The following is a 16,377-nucleotide window of genomic DNA, read 5'->3' as shown; positions in this document are numbered from 1 at the left end:
ATGCTAGTTTCTATCTTTCCTGGGATCCTTACTTTTGTTCTTACAGTGGTAGGAATTCCAGCTTTTATCCGTTTTTATCGTAAAGCACAGATTACTGGTCAACAGATGCATGAGGATGTGAAACAACACCAAGCAAAAGCTGGGACGCCAACAATGGGAGGAATTGTCTTTCTCATCACAAGTGTTTTAGTTAGTTTAGTTCTTGCACTTTTGACTAATCAACTAACCAACAATGTCGGAATGATCCTCTTTATCCTTGTCTTGTATGGTTTGGTTGGCTTCTTAGATGATTTCCTCAAGGTTTTCCGTAAAATCAATGAAGGACTTAATCCTAAACAAAAGTTCTTGCTTCAGTTAGTAGGAGGAGTTATCTTCTATCTCTTTTATGAAAGAGGAGGGGATGTCTTAAATGTATTTGGGTATCCATTGCACCTAGGCGTTCTTTACATTTTCTTTGCTCTCTTCTGGCTAGTTGGTTTTTCAAATGCTGTTAACTTGACTGACGGAATCGATGGCTTGGCAAGTATCTCAGTAGTGATTAGTCTGTCTGCCTATGGAGTCATTGCTTATGTACAAAACCAGTTGGATATCCTCCTAGTGATTCTTGCCATGATTGGTGGTCTTCTTGGTTTCTTTGTCTTTAACCATAAGCCTGCTAAAGTTTTCATGGGAGATGTCGGAAGTCTTGCTCTTGGAGGAATGTTGGCCGCTATTTCTATGGCGCTGCACCAAGAATGGACCTTGCTTTTGATTGGGATAGTATATGTTTTTGAAACAACATCTGTCATGATGCAAGTTGCCTACTTTAAGTTGACTGGAGGAAAACGTATCTTCCGTATGACACCGGTTCACCACCATTTTGAATTGGGTGGCTTTTCAGGTAAAGGTCAGCCTTGGAGTGAGTGGAAGGTTGATTTCTTCTTCTGGGGAGTTGGCTTGGTTGCTAGTCTCGTAACCTTGGCTTTTATGTATTTATTCTAAAATAGAATATCGAATTGAAAAAGAGAAGGGTTTATTCCCTTCTCTTTTTAGTTCTTATTTTCTTCATTTGACGAATCCTTTTCTCAAAAAAGTAAAATTATGATAAAATGGAAAAAAGAAAGATGAAATAATGAGTTATTTTAAAAAGTATACATTTGATAAATCTAAGTTTAAGTTAGGGATGCGTACCTTTAAAACAGGAATCGCTGTTTTTTTGGTCCTCATGATTTTTGGTTTTTTTGGATGGAAGGGACTTCAGATTGGAGCTCTTACAGCCGTTTTTAGTTTGAGAGAAGACTTTGATAAGAGTGTCCATTTTGGGACATCACGTATCTTAGGGAATAGTATCGGTGGTTTTTATGCTCTGATTTTCTTTCTCTTGAACAACTTTTTTCATGGAGCCTTTTGGGTAACTCTCCTTGTGGTTCCGATATGTACCATGTTAACCATTATGACAAACGTTGCCATGAACAATAAGGCGGGAGTTATTGGTGGAGTTGCAGCCATGCTGATTATTACCCTATCAATTCCGAGCGGAGAGACTGTTTTGTACGTTTTTGCTCGAGTTTTTGAGACTTTTATGGGTGTTTTTGTAGCAATTCTAGTAAATTATGATATTGATCGCTTGCGGAGTTTCATACAGAAAAAATAAAATAATGTCACAAGATATAACATTAACAATTGACGATTGATTTTTTTTAGACTATAATAGACAGAAAGAAGAGGAAGTGCACATGAAGGAAAAAGAATTTCGTCGCAATATGGCAGTTTTCCCCATTGGTAGTGTTATGAAGCTGACCGATCTCTCGGCGCGTCAAATTCGTTATTATGAAGATCAGGAGTTGATAAAACCTGATCGCAACGAAGGAAATCGCCGGATGTATTCTTTAAATGATATGGATCGGTTGCTTGAGATTAAGGATTATATCTCTGAAGGTCTGAACATTGCTGCTATCAAGAAAAAATATGCCGAACGTGAGGCGAAAGCTAAAAAACCAGTCAGTCAAACTGAGGTGCGTCGGGCCCTTCGGAATGAGGTTCTTCAACAAAGTCGCTTTGCTTCTCAACAATCACCTTTTGGTCGCGGTTAGGCAACCGCTAGTCGTCATATATAAGGAGAAAAACCATGCCAATCACAGCTGCAGATATTCGTCGTGAAGTTAAGGAAAAAAATGTAACCTTTATCCGTCTTATGTTTTCAGATATTTTGGGAACAATGAAAAACGTCGAAATTCCTGCTACAGATGAACAACTAGACAAGGTCTTGTCAAACAAGGCTATGTTTGATGGATCTTCTATTGAAGGGTTTGTTCGTATCAATGAATCAGATATGTACTTGTACCCTGACCTAGACACATGGACTGTCTTCCCTTGGGGAGATGAGAACGGTAGTGTCGCAGGATTGATCTGTGATGTCTATACAACAGAAGGAGAGCCATTTGCTGGAGATCCTCGAAGCAACCTTAAACGAGCTCTTCATCACATGGAAAAAGTAGGATTCAAATCTTTCAACCTTGGTCCAGAACCAGAATTCTTCCTATTTAAGCTTGATGAGAATGGAGACCCAACTCTTGAGGTAAATGACAAGGGTGGTTACTTTGATTTGGCGCCTACAGACCTTGCTGATAACACTCGTCGTGAGATTGTTAACGTCTTGACCAAAATGGGATTTGAAGTGGAAGCAAGTCACCACGAAGTGGCCGTAGGTCAACATGAGATTGACTTTAAATACGATGAAGTTCTTCGTGCTTGTGATAAGATTCAAATCTTTAAACTCGTTGTAAAGACAATTGCGCGTAAACATGGTTTGTATGCAACCTTTATGGCTAAACCTAAATTTGGTATCGCTGGTTCAGGAATGCACTGCAATATGTCCTTGTTTGATGATGAAGGGAACAACGCTTTCTTTGATCCAAATGATCCAAAAGGAATGCAATTGTCAGAAACAGCCTATTATTTCCTTGGTGGTTTGATCAAGCACGCCTACAACTACACAGCTATCATGAACCCGACAGTAAATTCTTACAAACGTTTGGTTCCAGGGTATGAAGCGCCTGTTTACATCGCTTGGGCTGGTCGTAACCGTTCCCCGTTGGTGCGCGTTCCTGCTACTCGTGGAATGGGAACTCGTTTGGAATTGCGCTCAGTTGACCCAATGGCAAACCCATATATCGCTATGGCTGTTCTTTTGGAAGTTGGTTTGCACGGTATTGAAAACAAAATCGAAGCACCAGCTCCAATCGAAGAAAATATCTACATTATGACTGCAGAAGAGCGTAAAGAGGCTGGCATTACTGACCTTCCATCAACTCTTCACAACGCATTGAAAGCTATGACAGAAGACGAAGTGGTTAAAGCAGCTCTAGGTGAACACATCTACACTAGCTTCCTTGAAGCTAAACGCATCGAGTGGGCGAGCTATGCAACCTTTGTTTCACAATGGGAAATTGACAACTACCTAGATCTTTACTAATGATAAATCAGAAAGATTGTCCGTGAGGACAATCTTTTTTTCTTGCAATTTATATCGAGCTGTGATATATTTTATATAACGAAGTGCGATGTATCGAACCAAATAGGAGGTCTGGTTAAATGGAATTAACAGATAAGATTAGGCGGGTCTACCTTCCCATGACTGAAACGGGTTTTTATATTCTATTCTGTCTGCAAAAGGAGAACCATGGTTATGGTATTACACAAAAGGTTAAAGAGATGACAGATTCACAGGTTTCAATTAGTCCTGGAACCATGTATGGAACCCTGTCAAAGATGGAAAAGGATGGTTTGATTTCCTTTGTCCGAGAAGAGGAAAAACGAAAAATCTATCAGATAACAGACTTGGGCCGAAAAGTTTTAGACATTGAGTTGAAACGTATTGAACGACTCTACAGAAATAGTCAGGAGGAGCTTTGATGGAAAAGAAAGTTGTTTATAGAATTGCTACCATTGCGGATTATGATAGAGAGGCTCTCTATCTCGGAGAAATGCATGCTCAGGGCTGGAAACTTAAGGAAGTAAGTTATTCTAACTTAGTAGTTGCGGTTAAGTATACTTTTGAAAAGTGCCAACCGGAGCAGGTGGTTTATCAGTTGGACTTTTATCCTATGAAAAAGTCAGAGAGAGCTTCCTATTTACAACTGTTTAAAGATTGTGGCTGGGAGCACATTACAAACTTTAATAGTTTTTCCTATTTTAGAAAACCTTATTCTGGAGTTGAGTCGGATGCTGAGTTTGAAATTTATAATGACGCGGCCGGGAAGTTAGCAATGGTCAAGAAGATTTTAACAATGCGGATGCTTCCTGTTTTGCTTCTCTTTTCAGCGCTACTACCGGTTTTCTCAAAGTTACTCAGTGGAAGAAGTTATTTCAGTTGGGGAATGTTTTTGATTGTTATCATAGACTGTACTTTATTGATAGTTTTCGCGATTCAGATTTCTTATATTTTTTGGAGATTGTTTCAAAAGTGGAAAGAATTATCTGATAAATAAAATGATTTTGGAGGTTAGACAATGAATAGCAAAGTACAATTTCGAATGTTTACCATTTTTGATTTGGATAGGGTAGAAGATTATTTGCATGAGATGCATTTGAAAGGTTGGAAATTTAAATCGAATCGTTTTGGTTTTTTCTATTTTGAACAATGCCGACCAGATGATGTGATTTACCGTGTGTGGAATACTAGCTACCTTAGAAAAAATGAGGTAGATTTACAAAGTATTAAGGATAGAGAATGGGAATTTGTGGAAAATTGTTCTTATTCTGTTTTTCGAAAAGCAACTTGTGATGTAGATTTAAATGATCAATCTTTCATGGACAATCGTCTTAGATGGGATGGTGTGAAATCTGGACTTCGTACAGCTACAGTTTCTATCTCTGGCGGTCTAGTTATTTGTATGAGCTTGTTTCGCGAAAATCTCTCTCAGTCTTTCTTCCTTATTTTTGCCCTTTATGCCCTTATGATTTCTTACCTAATCTATAGTTTTTACAGACTTAAAAAGAAATATCTTGAGAATGTAAGATAATTTTCTAGGCCCTTAGACCGATTTTTAGCACTCTTGATAAAAGAGTGCTAATTTTTTGAGTTTTTATCTTGACATTATTTTCTAAGGGTGTATAATAGAATCATAAGTTAGCACTTGGATGCGTCGAGTGCTAAAAAAGATCTATCAGAGAGGAGTGACGAGATGGTTACGGAACGTCAGCAGAATATTTTAAATCTGATTATTGACATCTTTACCAAAACGCACGAACCTGTTGGATCCAAAGCCTTGCAAGAGTCTATCAACTCTAGTAGTGCTACCATTCGAAATGATATGGCAGCTCTAGAAAAGCAAGGTTTACTTGAAAAGGCACATACTTCCAGTGGTCGGATGCCGAGTGTGGCTGGTTTTCAATACTATGTCAAACACTCCTTGTCTTTCGACCGTTTAGCCGAGAATCAAGTTTATGAGATTGTAAAAGCATTTGATCAGGAGTTCTTCAAGCTTGAAGATATCCTTCAAGAGGCAACTAAAATCTTGTCAGACTTGAGTGGTTGTACGGTTGTAGCACTGGATGTCGAACCAAGTAGGCAGAAGCTGACAGCTTTTGATATTGTTGTCCTCGGACAACATACAGCTCTGGCAGTTTTTACGCTTGATGAGTCTAGAACAGTTACCAGTCAGTTTTTGATTCCGAGAAATTTCTTGCAGGAGGATTTAAATCGCCTCAAGACCATGATTCAAGAGCGTTTCCTGGATCAAACTGTTTTGGATATTCACTACAAGATTCGGACAGAGATTCCGCAGATTATCCAACGTTACTTTACAACAACGGATAACGTCATGGACCTCGTTGAACATATCTTCAAAGAAATGTTCAATGAAAATATCGTGGTTTCTGGGAAAGTCAATCTTTTGAATTTCGCTAATTTAGCGGCCTATCAATTTTTTGACCAGCCACAAAAGGTAGCTTTGGAAATTCGAGAGAATTTGATTGGAGACCAGATGCAAAGTGTCCGAGTTGCGGATAGCCAAGAATCTTGTCTTGCTGACTTAGCAGTGATTAGCAGTAAGTTCCTGATTCCCTATCGTGGATTTGGAATTCTTGCGATTATAGGTCCGGTTAATCTGGATTATCAACAATTAGTCAACCAACTTAATGTTGTCAATCGAGTTTTGACTATGAAGTTGACGGATTTTTACCGCTATCTCAGCAGCAATCACTATGAAGTGAATTGAGATTGAAATCATTAAAGGAGGCGAAGATGGCCCAAGATATAAAAAATGAAGAAGTAAAAGAAGAGGAAGTTGTTGAATCAGTAGAAGAAACAACTCCTGAGAAGTCTGAATTGGACTTGGCAAATGAACGTGCCGAAGAGTTTGAAAACAAATACCTTCGTGCTCATGCAGAAATGCAAAACATTCAGCGACGTGCCAACGAAGAACGCCAACTCTTGCAACGCTATCGCAGCCAAGATTTGGCAAAAGCAATCTTACCATCACTGGATAACCTAGAACGTGCCCTTGCTGTTGAAGGTTTGACGGATGATGTGAAAAAGGGCTTGGAGATGGTGCAAGAAAGTTTGGTACATGCTCTGAAAGAAGAAGGAATTGAAGAAATTCCAGCAGATGGAGAATTTGACCATAACTACCATATGGCTATTCAAACAGTTCCAGCTGATGATGAGCATCCAGCAGACACCATCGCACAAGTCTTCCAAAAAGGATACAAACTCCATGACCGCATCCTAAGACCGGCTATGGTAGTCGTGTATAACTAGGCTAGAGAACTTAAAAACCTTGTCCGAAACGACACTAAACTATGAAAGAAAGATAAGAAATGGTTCGGCTTTACCAATAGTGAGCGAAGCGAACCAAAGGCGATACTCTTCGCCGTGGCGGTATCTTCGCAAACTTTGAGACCTTAGGCTCAAAGTTTAGTCAAAGAGATTGACGAAGTCAAGCTCTGACAGCGTCGCCACCTAAGAAGAGTATCAAAAAGAAAAAAAGAGTATAAAATTTAAGGAGAAAAACACATGTCTAAAATTATCGGTATTGACTTAGGTACAACAAACTCAGCAGTAGCAGTTCTTGAAGGAACTGAAAGCAAAATTATCGCAAACCCAGAAGGAAACCGTACAACTCCATCTGTAGTTTCTTTCAAAAATGGTGAAATCATCGTTGGTGACGCTGCAAAACGTCAAGCAGTAACAAACCCAGATACAGTGATCTCTATCAAATCTAAGATGGGTACTTCTGAAAAAGTTTCTGCTAACGGTAAAGAATACACACCACAAGAAATCTCAGCGATGATCCTTCAATACTTGAAAGGTTACGCGGAAGACTACCTTGGTGAAAAAGTAACCAAGGCTGTTATCACAGTTCCAGCTTACTTCAACGATGCACAACGTCAAGCAACTAAAGACGCTGGTAAAATCGCTGGTCTTGAAGTAGAACGTATCGTCAACGAACCAACTGCAGCAGCTCTTGCTTACGGTTTGGACAAGACTGACAAAGAAGAAAAAATCTTGGTATTCGACCTTGGTGGTGGTACATTCGACGTATCTATCCTTGAACTCGGTGATGGTGTCTTTGATGTATTGGCAACTGCAGGGGATAACAAACTCGGTGGTGACGACTTTGACCAAAAAATCATCGACTACTTAGTAGCAGAATTCAAGAAAGAAAATGGTATCGACTTGTCAAACGACAAGATGGCTCTTCAACGTTTGAAAGATGCAGCAGAAAAAGCTAAGAAAGATCTTTCTGGTGTGACTTCAACACAAATCAGCTTGCCATTTATCACTGCTGGTGAAGCTGGACCTCTTCACTTGGAAATGACTTTGACTCGTGCTAAATTTGACGACTTGACTCGTGACCTCGTAGAACGTACTAAAACTCCAGTTCGTCAAGCCCTTTCAGATGCAGGTTTGAGCTTGTCAGACATTGACGAAGTGATCCTTGTCGGTGGTTCAACTCGTATCCCTGCCGTTGTGGAAGCTGTTAAGGCTGAAACTGGTAAAGAACCAAACAAATCAGTGAACCCTGATGAAGTTGTTGCTATGGGTGCTGCGATCCAAGGCGGTGTCATCACTGGTGATGTCAAAGACGTTGTCCTTCTTGACGTAACACCATTGTCACTTGGTATCGAAACAATGGGTGGAGTCTTCACAAAACTCATCGACCGCAACACAACTATTCCAACATCTAAATCACAAGTCTTCTCAACTGCAGCAGACAACCAACCAGCCGTTGATATCCACGTTCTTCAAGGTGAACGCCCAATGGCGGCAGATAACAAGACTCTTGGACGTTTCCAATTGACTGATATCCCAGCTGCACCTCGTGGTATCCCACAAATCGAAGTAACATTCGACATCGACAAGAACGGTATCGTATCTGTTAAAGCGAAAGACCTTGGAACTCAAAAAGAACAAACAATCGTTATTCAATCAAACTCAGGTTTGACAGACGAAGAAATCGACCGCATGATGAAAGATGCAGAAGCAAACGCTGAAGCAGATAAGAAACGTAAAGAAGAAGTGGATCTTCGTAACGAAGTAGACCAAGCTATCTTTGCGACTGAAAAGACAATCAAAGAAACTGAAGGCAAAGGCTTTGACGCAGAACGCGACGCTGCTCAAGCTGCCCTTGATGACCTTAAGAAAGCCCAAGAAGACAACAACTTGGACGAAATGAAAGCAAAACTTGAAGCCTTGAACGAAAAAGCTCAAGGGCTTGCTGTTAAACTCTACGAACAAGCTGCAGCAGCACAACAAGCCCAAGCAGGAGCAGAAGGCGCACAAGCAACAGGAAACGCAGGCGATGACGTCGTAGACGGAGAGTTTACGGAAAAGTAAGATGCAAAGCCCGTTAAAATCTCACAGTGAAAATAGGAAATCTGACGCAGAAACTTTAGTTTCTAGGAAGATTTATCTTTTTCACCAAGAGGTTAGGGCGTGCTCAATTCAGCTTAACAACTAAATGATAGTAAGAAATCCAGAGGTTGCAACCCAGCCTCTGTTTTTCGGTAAAATAGAGGATGTTGCGTATGAAAAAAGTACTTTGTATCATTTATCCTAATTTTTCTCTTTATGAAATAACCGCTTTAACGAGTACTTTAGCTTTGTCTTTTGATATCACGATTGATTATGTCGCTTCAGACCATTCGATAGTGGTCTCTGAGGATGGCTTGCCCTGTCAACCAACGAAAACACTAGATCAAATCCGCATAGAAGAATATTCTTGTGTGATTTTGCCAGGAATGGTCAACATAGGACCTGCCCTACAGAATGAGAAATTGATTTCGTTTTTGAGGGACCTTGGTGAGCGAGATATCTTAATATCAGCCATTTCTTCAGCGCCGCTTTTATTGGCGAAAGCAGGTCTATTGAACGATACGAAATTTACAGGTGGAATTTGGCAAAACTTCTTTGACTATTTTGAATTTCTTCCACGTGAAAATTTCCAACCGAAAGTTCTTGTGCAAGATAAACAAATCATTACGGCTATCGGTTTTGCACATCAAGAGTTCGCAAGAAAAGTGATTCTAAGTTTAGGATTGGCAGAGAATACGGACAACTATTTTAAAGAAAAGAACGAGTATGCAACAGAGGATTTGATATTTACTCTATTAGACCAAGAGTTTGATCAAGTGAAGCAGAGTATAGAAAACACCCTCTAAAGATGTACATGAAAATTATAGAAAGGAACAAAGAGTGTTCGCAACTGAACACGGGCTACGGACGGTGCCAAAAAGATAGTTTTTTCTAGGACGCAAGCGTCCGTCGTCAAAACTCCTATTTTGGCTGTGTCCGTTTAACGCCCTTTGTATCTTGAATTATGAACAATACTGAATTTTATGACCGTTTGGGCGTTTCAAAGAATGCATCTCAGGACGAGATCAAGAAAGCCTATCGGAAATTATCTAAAAAATATCACCCAGATATCAACAAGGAGCCTGGTGCTGAGGAAAAGTACAAGGAAGTTCAAGAAGCTTATGAGACTTTGAGTGACGAACAAAAACGTGCTGCTTACGACCAATATGGTGCGGCTGGAGCCAATGCTGGCTTTGGTGGTGCAGGCGGTTTTGGTGGTTTCGATGGTGCAGGTGGTTTTGGCGGTTTTGAAGATATCTTCTCAAGTTTTTTCGGAGGAGGCGGTTCTTCTCGCAATCCAAACGCTCCTCGTCAAGGTGATGATCTCCAGTATCGCGTCAATTTGACTTTTGAAGAAGCCATCTTTGGTACTGAAAAAGAAGTCAAATACAATCGTGAATCAAGCTGTCGTACTTGTAACGGATCAGGTGCCAAGCCTGGAACAAGTCCAGTTACTTGTGGACGCTGTCACGGTTCTGGTGTTATCAACGTCGATACTCAAACACCGCTTGGTATGATGCGTCGCCAAGTAACCTGTGATGTCTGTCATGGTCGCGGAAAAGAAATCAAAGATCCATGTACAACTTGTCATGGAACAGGTCATGAAAAACAAGCCCACAGTGTCCATGTGAAAATTCCAGCTGGTGTCGAAACAGGTCAACAAATTCGTCTAGCAGGTCAAGGGGAAGCTGGATTTAACGGCGGACCATACGGTGACTTGTATGTTGTTGTTAATGTTGAGCCGAGCGACAAATTTGAACGTGAAGGAACAACTATTTTCTACAAGTTAAACCTCAATATCGTCCAAGCAACTCTCGGTGATACTGTCGATATCCCAACCGTTCACGGTGATGTTGAATTGGTGATCCCAGAGGGAACTCAAACCGGTAAACGATTCCGCCTACGTGGCAAGGGAGCTCCGAGCCTACGTGGTGGTGCTGTTGGTGACCAATACGTCACTGTTAATGTCGTGACTCCGACAGGTTTGAATGAACGACAAAAAGCAGCCTTGAAAGAATTCGCAGCTGCAGGTGACTTGAAAGTCAACCCAAAGAAAAAAGGCTTCTTTGACCATATAAAAGATGCCTTTGAAGGAGAATAAAGCAAAAAGAGCCGATTGGCTCTTTTTGTGTTGTCTTGAAAAATTTAGCTTCAGAAAATCATTTTCCAGTTAGTCTACTATTTATACTTTTGAGTGAGCAAGCCAGCTTCATCCATTTTCTGGATGAGTTGCTTGAGTTCCGCTTCTTTACCAGGTTTCACGGTGACAGTATCAATATGCTTAATCGCCGAATTATCCTGAATATCTACCAAGGTCAAAGCTTTTTCATAGAATGCGACACCCTTTTTTAGGCTCTCCTGATCCTTCCAATATAGAATTGAGTAATTAGGATTTGGTTTCTTTCCGATTTCCTGTAAATAATTCCTACTTTCCTTCTCTAAAAATTGCAATAAACCGTGATTGAACAAGTTATCCCCTACTTTATAGTAAGAAATATCTCCTGTCTGTAGGACATAGACTTTGAGTCGGTTTTTAGTGAGGTTTGGACTTTCTTTCAGGACAGGGTGGCTATTGATGACCTCATCTGAGAAAGTCACATAAAAATTTAAGCCTCCACCCTCGAATTCATAGTGTCCATCTGATTCTACTTTTTTAGGAGGCATGTTAAGAGAGATAAAGATTTGTTTTAAAGCTTCATTCCCCTCTCGGATGTCACTTGATGAAGCCTTGAAAAGATTGGCCACTAGTAGAAATGCTAGGGTTGCAAGAAGACAGATGCAACCAGAAATAATCAAGATGACTTTTAAAAACAGTTTCAATTTTAGTCCCTCCCTTTTCTGTTAGGAGCTGGTAATCCAAGATGGATTTAAGGGGATATAAGGAAAGTTGGATGCTTTCTTTTTTAGTTTTCTTCAGTTTCTCGTAGTTCTTTTATCACAGCAAGTCTTGCTTGGAGGTCTTTTTCTAAGACTTTAAATTTGTAAGTGAGGTCTTCTTGGTATTCCTTGATGACTTCTTTTTGTTGATTGATAATTTGAAGGCTATTTTGGATAACATCCAAATCACTCTTGATTGCTTCAACGCGATCAGTTGTATCTAAAACTTCTTCAGTGATAACTTCACGATTTTTAACGAGGAGGTAAGATCCGACTGCAGATCCAGCAAAAAGTAGTAGATTTGATAGTTTCATAGGAACTCCTTAAGCGTTTTTGATAGTTTCAGCGACTTGAGCAAGCTTGTCAAAGTCAGGTTCATGTGCGATAAAGTCAATTTTTAGGTCATCATCTGCACTATAACGAGGAACAAGGTGGACATGGGTATGAAAAACGGTTTGTCCAGCTACTTCTTCGCAGTTGGCGATGATATTCATACCCTTGGCTTTAGTAGCGGTCATGACTTTTTGTGCGACCAATGGAACCTTAGCGAAGAGTTGACTAGCGCTCGCCGCATCCATTTCTAAAAGATTGCGATGGTGTTCTTTGGGTACGACTAGGGTATGACCAGGGGTTACTTGTGAAATATCAAGAAAGGCAAGAACTTGTTCATCCTCATAAACCTTGGCTGCAGGTATTTCTCCTGCTAAAATCTTACAAAAAATACAATCTGACATAAAAACCACCTCTAGTGTATTGAATTTTGATATAATATAGCTACATTATACCAGATTCGGAGAAAATATGTTAGAAATTAAAAACCTGACAGGAGGCTATGTTCATGTACCTGTCTTGAAGGATGTATCTTTTACAGTAGAGAGTGGACAGTTGGTTGGTTTGATTGGTTTGAATGGTGCAGGTAAATCAACTACTATCAATGAGATTATTGGCCTCTTGACACCCTACAGTGGGGAGATTAAAATTGATGGTTTAACTCTACGTGAGGATGCTACGAGCTATCGCAAGAAGATTGGCTATATTCCTGAAACTCCTAGCTTGTACGAGGAATTGACTCTCAGAGAACATATTGAGACAGTCGCTATGGCTTATGGTGTTGAACAGAGTATCGCTTTTGAACGTGTAGAGCCCCTTTTAAAAATGTTTCGTTTGGATCAAAAATTAGACTGGTTTCCGGTTCATTTTTCCAAAGGGATGAAACAAAAGGTTATGATTATCTGTGCCTTTGTCGTTGATCCAAGTCTCTTTATCGTAGACGAACCTTTTCTTGGTCTTGATCCCTTGGCGATTTCAGACTTGATTCAACTTCTAGAAGCGGAAAAGAAAAAAGGAAAGTCCATCCTCATGAGTACCCATGTCCTTGATTCAGCTGAAAAAATGTGTGACTCTTTTGTCATTCTCCATAAAGGTCAAGTGAGGGCTCAAGGAAATCTACAACAACTTCGAGAAGCTTTTGCCATGCCAGAAGCAAGCCTCAATGATATCTATTTGGCTCTGACCAAAGAGGAGGAGCTATGAAGGACTTGTTTTTAAAACGAAAGCAGGAATTTCGCAAGGAATGCTTGGGCTACCTTCGTTATGTGCTCAATGATCATTTTGTCTTATTTTTGTTGGTGTTGTTAGGATTTTTGGCCTACCAGTACAACCAGTTGCTCCAACACTTTCCTGAGAATTATTTCCCAATCCTAATTTTGATTGGGATTATATCTATTTTACTTTTGCTTTGGGGTGGTATTGCGACCTATCTAGAAGCACCTGACAAACTATTTCTTTTAGTTGCTGAAGAAGAAGTGAGAGAACACATCCAGAAGCAAAGTCTGGTCTCTTTCATCTTTTGGGTCAGTGTACAGACTCTCTTTTTACTCCTTTTTGCCCCTTTATTTCTAGCCATGGGTCTTGGTTTGCCGATTTTTGGAGTCTATCTCCTTGTCTTGGGAATCGCAAAATACGTGATTTTTCGTCGGAAATCCAGCAAATTTATTCTTGCAAATGGACTTGATTGGGATTTTGTCATTGCCCAGGAAAGCAAACGCAAGCAGTTCTTGCTTCGGTTTTTTGCCCTCTTTACCCAGGTTAAGGGAATTTCAAACAGTGTTAAGCGTCGAGCTTATCTGGACTTTATTCTCAAAGGAGTTCAGAAAGTACCGGGGAAAATCTGGCAGAATCTTTATCTTCGCTCCTATCTGAGAAATGGAGATTTATTCGCCCTTAGTCTGCGACTGCTAATCCTATCCTTATCAGCTCTCGTCTTTATTGAGCAATCCTGGATTGCAGTTGCAATTGTAATTTTATTCAATTACCTTTTGTTATTCCAGCTTCTAGCCCTCTATCATGCCTTTGACTATCAATATCTGACGCAGCTATTTCCAGTAGGAAAGGGGCAAAAAGAGAGAGGTTTGAAGGAAATCTTGAGAGTGATTGGCATGTTTGTCCTAGCCTTGGAAAGTCTCTTAGGATTGCTTGTTTTCAAGGACAAAATTCTAGTTTTAGTCCTTGTGGGAGCAGGCCTTGTATTGCAATATCTTTATTTGCCATATCAACTGAGAAGATTGGTTGACGAATAGCATAAAAATTAGTAGAATAATAAGGAAACTTTATTCGGAGGAAAAAAATGGACTTGGGTGATATTGAGCTAACGCTAACCCCGATATCTGGGAAGAGCGGGAAAGCTTATATGGGAAGTTATCCTGATGGAAAACGTGTTTTTATAAAAATGAATACTTCTCCAATCCTACCTGGTTTAGCTAGAGAGCAAATTGCACCACAATTGCTCTGGAGCCGTCGTTTACCAGACGGCCGTGATATGTCCGCTCAGGAGTGGTTGACAGGAAACATTTTGACGCCAGGAGATATGAACCGTAAACAAATTATCGATATTTTGACACGTTTACATCGTTCACGTCCCTTAATGACCCAGTTGACACGCTTGGGATATGCAATGGAAACACCTTCGGATTTACTTCAGTCATGGGTAAACAAGGCTCCGGATGCTTTGAAAAATAATCAGTATCTACGTATGGTTCTAGGTGACTTGCGTGAAAATCTTCCTGGCTTTAGAGAAGATTATGCAACTATAGTCCATGGGGATGTCCGTCATAGCAACTGGTTTGAGACAGAGAGTGGCTTGATTTATTTAGTAGATTGGGATTCCGTTCGCTTGACTGATCGTATGTTTGATGTGGCCTATCTGCTCTGTCACTATATTCCAGAGTATCAATGGCAAGAGTGGCTAACTAATTATGGCTATAAGTATAATCAAACTGTTTTGAATAAGTTATATTGGTACGCTCAACTGTCATTTTTGAGCCTCATTACTAAATACTATGAAAATCAAGATTTGGATAATGTAAATCGGGAAATCTATGCTTTGCGTAGCTTCCGAGATAAGTATGGAAAGAAAAAATGAGAGTTAGAAATCGTAAAGGTGCAACAGAACTGCTAGAGGCTAATCCGCAGTACGTTGTTTTAAATCCCACAGAGGATAAAGGTAAGTGGCGAGATTTGTTTGGCAATGACAATCCAATCCATGTAGAGGTGGGTAGCGGCAAAGGTGCTTTTGTAACAGGAATGGCCAAACAAAATCCGGATATCAACTATATCGGGATTGATATTCAGAAATCTGTATTAAGCTATGCCTTGGACAAGGTGCTAGAAGTTGGAGTTCCAAATATCAAACTTCTATGGGTTGATGGTTCAGAATTGACCAATTATTTTGAAGATGGCGAAATCGACCGCTTGTATTTGAATTTCTCGGATCCATGGCCTAAAAAACGTCATGAGAAACGTCGTTTGACCTACAAGAGCTTCTTGGATACCTTTAAGCGAATCTTGCCTGAACATGGTGAAATTCATTTCAAGACAGATAATCGTGGCTTGTTTGAATATAGTTTAGTGAGCTTTTCACAATATGGTATGAAGCTAAATGGTGTTTGGCTTGATTTACATGCCAGCGATTTTGAAGGAAATGTCATGACTGAGTATGAGCAAAAGTTCTCAAGCAAAGGTCAAGTCATCTATCGAGTTGAGGCAGAATTTTAAGAAAAAAGCTTGAAATCAAGCTGTTTGAGTGCTTATGCTTTACATTAGTACTAAAAAGTGCTATACTTGATAACAAGAATATAAGAAAGAGAGGCGGGGAGACATCTTCGCCTCTTGCTTATGAGGAGGTGGACGCAATCGCAACGATCGTTGAATTAGTCAGAGAAGTCGTAGAACCTGTTATTGAAGCTCCTTTTGAACTCGTAGATATTGAGTACGGAAAGATTGGCAGTGACATGATTCTTAGTATTTTTGTAGACAAGCCTGAAGGAATCACCTTGAATGATACGGCAGACTTGACTGAAATTATCAGTCCTGTTCTTGATACCATCAAGCCTGATCCCTTCCCAGAACAATATTTCCTAGAAATTACCAGTCCAGGATTGGAGCGTCCTTTGAAAACTAAGGAAGCAGTCGCTGGAGCGGTTGGGAAATACATCCATGTCGGGCTCTATCAAGCCATCGACAAGCAAAAGGTTTTTGAAGGAACCTTGTTGTCCTTTGAAGAGGATGAGTTGACTATGGAATATATGGATAAAACGCGCAAGAAAACAGTCCAAATTCCATATAACTTGGTATCAAAAGCACGTTTAGCAGTAAAATTATAG

At 40.1% G+C, this 16,377-nt stretch carries 20 protein-coding genes; 17 read left to right on the top strand and 3 right to left on the bottom strand.

Annotated elements, in window-relative coordinates:
• The 12 genes from mraY to dnaJ all read left to right on the top strand — a co-directional run bounded on the left by mraY (position 1) and on the right by dnaJ (position 10,940).
• Positions 1 to 981 (top strand): phospho-N-acetylmuramoyl-pentapeptide-transferase, encoded by a 981-nt coding sequence (gene mraY, locus QM419_RS05775; protein ID WP_414278184.1) that lies wholly within the window; start codon positions 1 to 3, stop codon positions 979 to 981.
• A gap of 130 nt (positions 982 to 1,111) precedes the next feature.
• Positions 1,112 to 1,633, top strand: coding sequence for an FUSC family protein (locus tag QM419_RS05770; protein ID WP_414254317.1), 522 nt, complete (start codon positions 1,112 to 1,114; stop codon positions 1,631 to 1,633).
• 82 nt (positions 1,634 to 1,715) lie between these two features.
• Positions 1,716 to 2,072: a transcriptional repressor GlnR gene (gene glnR, locus QM419_RS05765; protein WP_000659542.1), complete on the top strand. Its 357-nt coding sequence runs from the start codon at positions 1,716 to 1,718 to the stop codon at positions 2,070 to 2,072.
• A 35-nt stretch (positions 2,073 to 2,107) separates the two neighbouring features.
• Positions 2,108 to 3,454, top strand: coding sequence for a type I glutamate--ammonia ligase (gene glnA, locus QM419_RS05760; protein ID WP_414259565.1), 1,347 nt, complete (start codon positions 2,108 to 2,110; stop codon positions 3,452 to 3,454).
• A 119-nt stretch (positions 3,455 to 3,573) separates the two neighbouring features.
• A complete protein-coding gene (locus tag QM419_RS05755; RefSeq protein WP_414259564.1) occupies positions 3,574 to 3,894 on the top strand; it encodes a PadR family transcriptional regulator in 321 nt (106 codons plus the stop codon).
• The gene (locus QM419_RS05750) at positions 3,894 to 4,469 is read left to right on the top strand and encodes a DUF2812 domain-containing protein (protein WP_414259563.1); all 576 of its coding nucleotides are present in this window, start codon (positions 3,894 to 3,896) and stop codon (positions 4,467 to 4,469) included. The genes QM419_RS05755 and QM419_RS05750 overlap by 1 nt, the downstream gene beginning before the upstream one ends.
• Before the next feature lie 21 nt (positions 4,470 to 4,490).
• Positions 4,491 to 5,003 carry a DUF2812 domain-containing protein gene (locus QM419_RS05745; RefSeq protein ID WP_414259562.1) on the top strand — a complete coding sequence of 171 codons (513 nt, stop codon included), beginning with the start codon at positions 4,491 to 4,493 and terminating at the stop codon, positions 5,001 to 5,003.
• A 162-nt stretch (positions 5,004 to 5,165) separates the two neighbouring features.
• A complete protein-coding gene (hrcA, locus tag QM419_RS05740) occupies positions 5,166 to 6,200 on the top strand; it encodes a heat-inducible transcriptional repressor HrcA (protein ID WP_049508275.1) in 1,035 nt (344 codons plus the stop codon).
• A gap of 26 nt (positions 6,201 to 6,226) precedes the next feature.
• Positions 6,227 to 6,742: a nucleotide exchange factor GrpE gene (gene grpE, locus QM419_RS05735; RefSeq protein WP_368909481.1), complete on the top strand. Its 516-nt coding sequence runs from the start codon at positions 6,227 to 6,229 to the stop codon at positions 6,740 to 6,742.
• Between the two features lie 255 nt (positions 6,743 to 6,997).
• On the top strand, positions 6,998 to 8,821 hold the full coding sequence (gene dnaK / locus QM419_RS05730; protein ID WP_414278183.1) for a molecular chaperone DnaK: 1,824 nt from the start codon (positions 6,998 to 7,000) through the stop codon (positions 8,819 to 8,821).
• Positions 8,822 to 9,012: 191 nt separating this feature from the next.
• Positions 9,013 to 9,645: a DJ-1/PfpI family protein gene (locus QM419_RS05725; protein ID WP_414278182.1), complete on the top strand. Its 633-nt coding sequence runs from the start codon at positions 9,013 to 9,015 to the stop codon at positions 9,643 to 9,645.
• A 158-nt stretch (positions 9,646 to 9,803) separates the two neighbouring features.
• Positions 9,804 to 10,940, top strand: a complete 1,137-nt coding sequence (dnaJ, locus tag QM419_RS05720) for a molecular chaperone DnaJ (protein WP_414278181.1) — start codon at positions 9,804 to 9,806, stop codon at positions 10,938 to 10,940.
• 77 nt (positions 10,941 to 11,017) lie between these two features.
• Here the strand turns inward: dnaJ and QM419_RS05715 are convergent, their stop codons facing one another.
• The 3 genes from QM419_RS05715 to QM419_RS05705 all read right to left on the bottom strand — a co-directional run bounded on the left by QM419_RS05715 (position 11,018) and on the right by QM419_RS05705 (position 12,450).
• Positions 11,018 to 11,659, bottom strand: a complete 642-nt coding sequence (locus QM419_RS05715) for a hypothetical protein (RefSeq protein WP_414278180.1) — start codon at positions 11,657 to 11,659, stop codon at positions 11,018 to 11,020.
• An 83-nt stretch (positions 11,660 to 11,742) separates the two neighbouring features.
• Complete coding sequence (locus QM419_RS05710; protein WP_414278179.1) at positions 11,743 to 12,030, bottom strand: hypothetical protein; 288 nt, start codon at positions 12,028 to 12,030, stop codon at positions 11,743 to 11,745.
• Between the two features lie 9 nt (positions 12,031 to 12,039).
• Complete coding sequence (locus QM419_RS05705; protein ID WP_214262388.1) at positions 12,040 to 12,450, bottom strand: HIT family protein; 411 nt, start codon at positions 12,448 to 12,450, stop codon at positions 12,040 to 12,042.
• A 67-nt stretch (positions 12,451 to 12,517) separates the two neighbouring features.
• On the opposite strand from QM419_RS05705, the gene QM419_RS05700 reads away from it, so the two are divergent.
• From QM419_RS05700 to rimP, 5 genes are all read left to right on the top strand, one after another.
• On the top strand, positions 12,518 to 13,249 hold the full coding sequence (locus QM419_RS05700; RefSeq protein WP_414278178.1) for an ABC transporter ATP-binding protein: 732 nt from the start codon (positions 12,518 to 12,520) through the stop codon (positions 13,247 to 13,249).
• Positions 13,246 to 14,295, top strand: a complete 1,050-nt coding sequence (locus QM419_RS05695) for an ABC transporter permease (RefSeq protein WP_414278177.1) — start codon at positions 13,246 to 13,248, stop codon at positions 14,293 to 14,295. The genes QM419_RS05700 and QM419_RS05695 overlap by 4 nt, the downstream gene beginning before the upstream one ends.
• A gap of 47 nt (positions 14,296 to 14,342) precedes the next feature.
• Entirely contained in the window at positions 14,343 to 15,137 is a 795-nt protein-coding gene (gene ccrZ / locus QM419_RS05690; RefSeq protein WP_414278176.1) for a cell cycle regulator CcrZ, read from the top strand.
• Positions 15,134 to 15,769 carry a tRNA (guanosine(46)-N7)-methyltransferase TrmB gene (gene trmB, locus QM419_RS05685; protein WP_414278175.1) on the top strand — a complete coding sequence of 212 codons (636 nt, stop codon included), beginning with the start codon at positions 15,134 to 15,136 and terminating at the stop codon, positions 15,767 to 15,769. Before ccrZ ends, trmB begins: the two co-directional genes overlap by 4 nt.
• A gap of 128 nt (positions 15,770 to 15,897) precedes the next feature.
• Complete coding sequence (rimP, locus tag QM419_RS05680; RefSeq protein ID WP_004251813.1) at positions 15,898 to 16,377, top strand: ribosome maturation factor RimP; 480 nt, start codon at positions 15,898 to 15,900, stop codon at positions 16,375 to 16,377.

It is taken from the genome of Streptococcus infantis, from assembly GCF_047464715.1.
Classification (GTDB): domain Bacteria; phylum Bacillota; class Bacilli; order Lactobacillales; family Streptococcaceae; genus Streptococcus; species Streptococcus infantis_S.
The sequence above is the reverse complement of the archived record's forward strand: the minus strand, read 5'-3'. Positions and strand labels throughout refer to the sequence as shown.

Bases quoted from the DNA above. Each gene is read 5' to 3' on its own strand.
- QM419_RS05695 (WP_414278177.1), top strand. From the start codon at position 13,246: ATGAAGGACTTGTTTTTAAAACGAAAGCAGGAATTTCGCAAGGAATGC.
- trmB (WP_414278175.1), top strand. From the start codon at position 15,134: ATGAGAGTTAGAAATCGTAAAGGTGCAACAGAACTGCTAGAGGCTAAT.
- QM419_RS05750 (WP_414259563.1), top strand. From the start codon at position 3,894: ATGGAAAAGAAAGTTGTTTATAGAATTGCTACCATTGCGGATTATGAT.
- dnaK (WP_414278183.1), top strand. From the start codon at position 6,998: ATGTCTAAAATTATCGGTATTGACTTAGGTACAACAAACTCAGCAGTA.
- QM419_RS05705 (WP_214262388.1), bottom strand. From the start codon at position 12,450: ATGTCAGATTGTATTTTTTGTAAGATTTTAGCAGGAGAAATACCTGCA.
- QM419_RS05725 (WP_414278182.1), top strand. From the start codon at position 9,013: ATGAAAAAAGTACTTTGTATCATTTATCCTAATTTTTCTCTTTATGAA.
- mraY (WP_414278184.1), top strand. From the start codon at position 1: ATGCTAGTTTCTATCTTTCCTGGGATCCTTACTTTTGTTCTTACAGTG.
- ccrZ (WP_414278176.1), top strand. From the start codon at position 14,343: ATGGACTTGGGTGATATTGAGCTAACGCTAACCCCGATATCTGGGAAG.
- dnaJ (WP_414278181.1), top strand. From the start codon at position 9,804: ATGAACAATACTGAATTTTATGACCGTTTGGGCGTTTCAAAGAATGCA.
- QM419_RS05700 (WP_414278178.1), top strand. From the start codon at position 12,518: ATGTTAGAAATTAAAAACCTGACAGGAGGCTATGTTCATGTACCTGTC.
- glnR (WP_000659542.1), top strand. From the start codon at position 1,716: ATGAAGGAAAAAGAATTTCGTCGCAATATGGCAGTTTTCCCCATTGGT.
- QM419_RS05745 (WP_414259562.1), top strand. From the start codon at position 4,491: ATGAATAGCAAAGTACAATTTCGAATGTTTACCATTTTTGATTTGGAT.
- QM419_RS05770 (WP_414254317.1), top strand. From the start codon at position 1,112: ATGAGTTATTTTAAAAAGTATACATTTGATAAATCTAAGTTTAAGTTA.
- hrcA (WP_049508275.1), top strand. From the start codon at position 5,166: ATGGTTACGGAACGTCAGCAGAATATTTTAAATCTGATTATTGACATC.
- QM419_RS05710 (WP_414278179.1), bottom strand. From the start codon at position 12,030: ATGAAACTATCAAATCTACTACTTTTTGCTGGATCTGCAGTCGGATCT.
- grpE (WP_368909481.1), top strand. From the start codon at position 6,227: ATGGCCCAAGATATAAAAAATGAAGAAGTAAAAGAAGAGGAAGTTGTT.
- glnA (WP_414259565.1), top strand. From the start codon at position 2,108: ATGCCAATCACAGCTGCAGATATTCGTCGTGAAGTTAAGGAAAAAAAT.
- QM419_RS05755 (WP_414259564.1), top strand. From the start codon at position 3,574: ATGGAATTAACAGATAAGATTAGGCGGGTCTACCTTCCCATGACTGAA.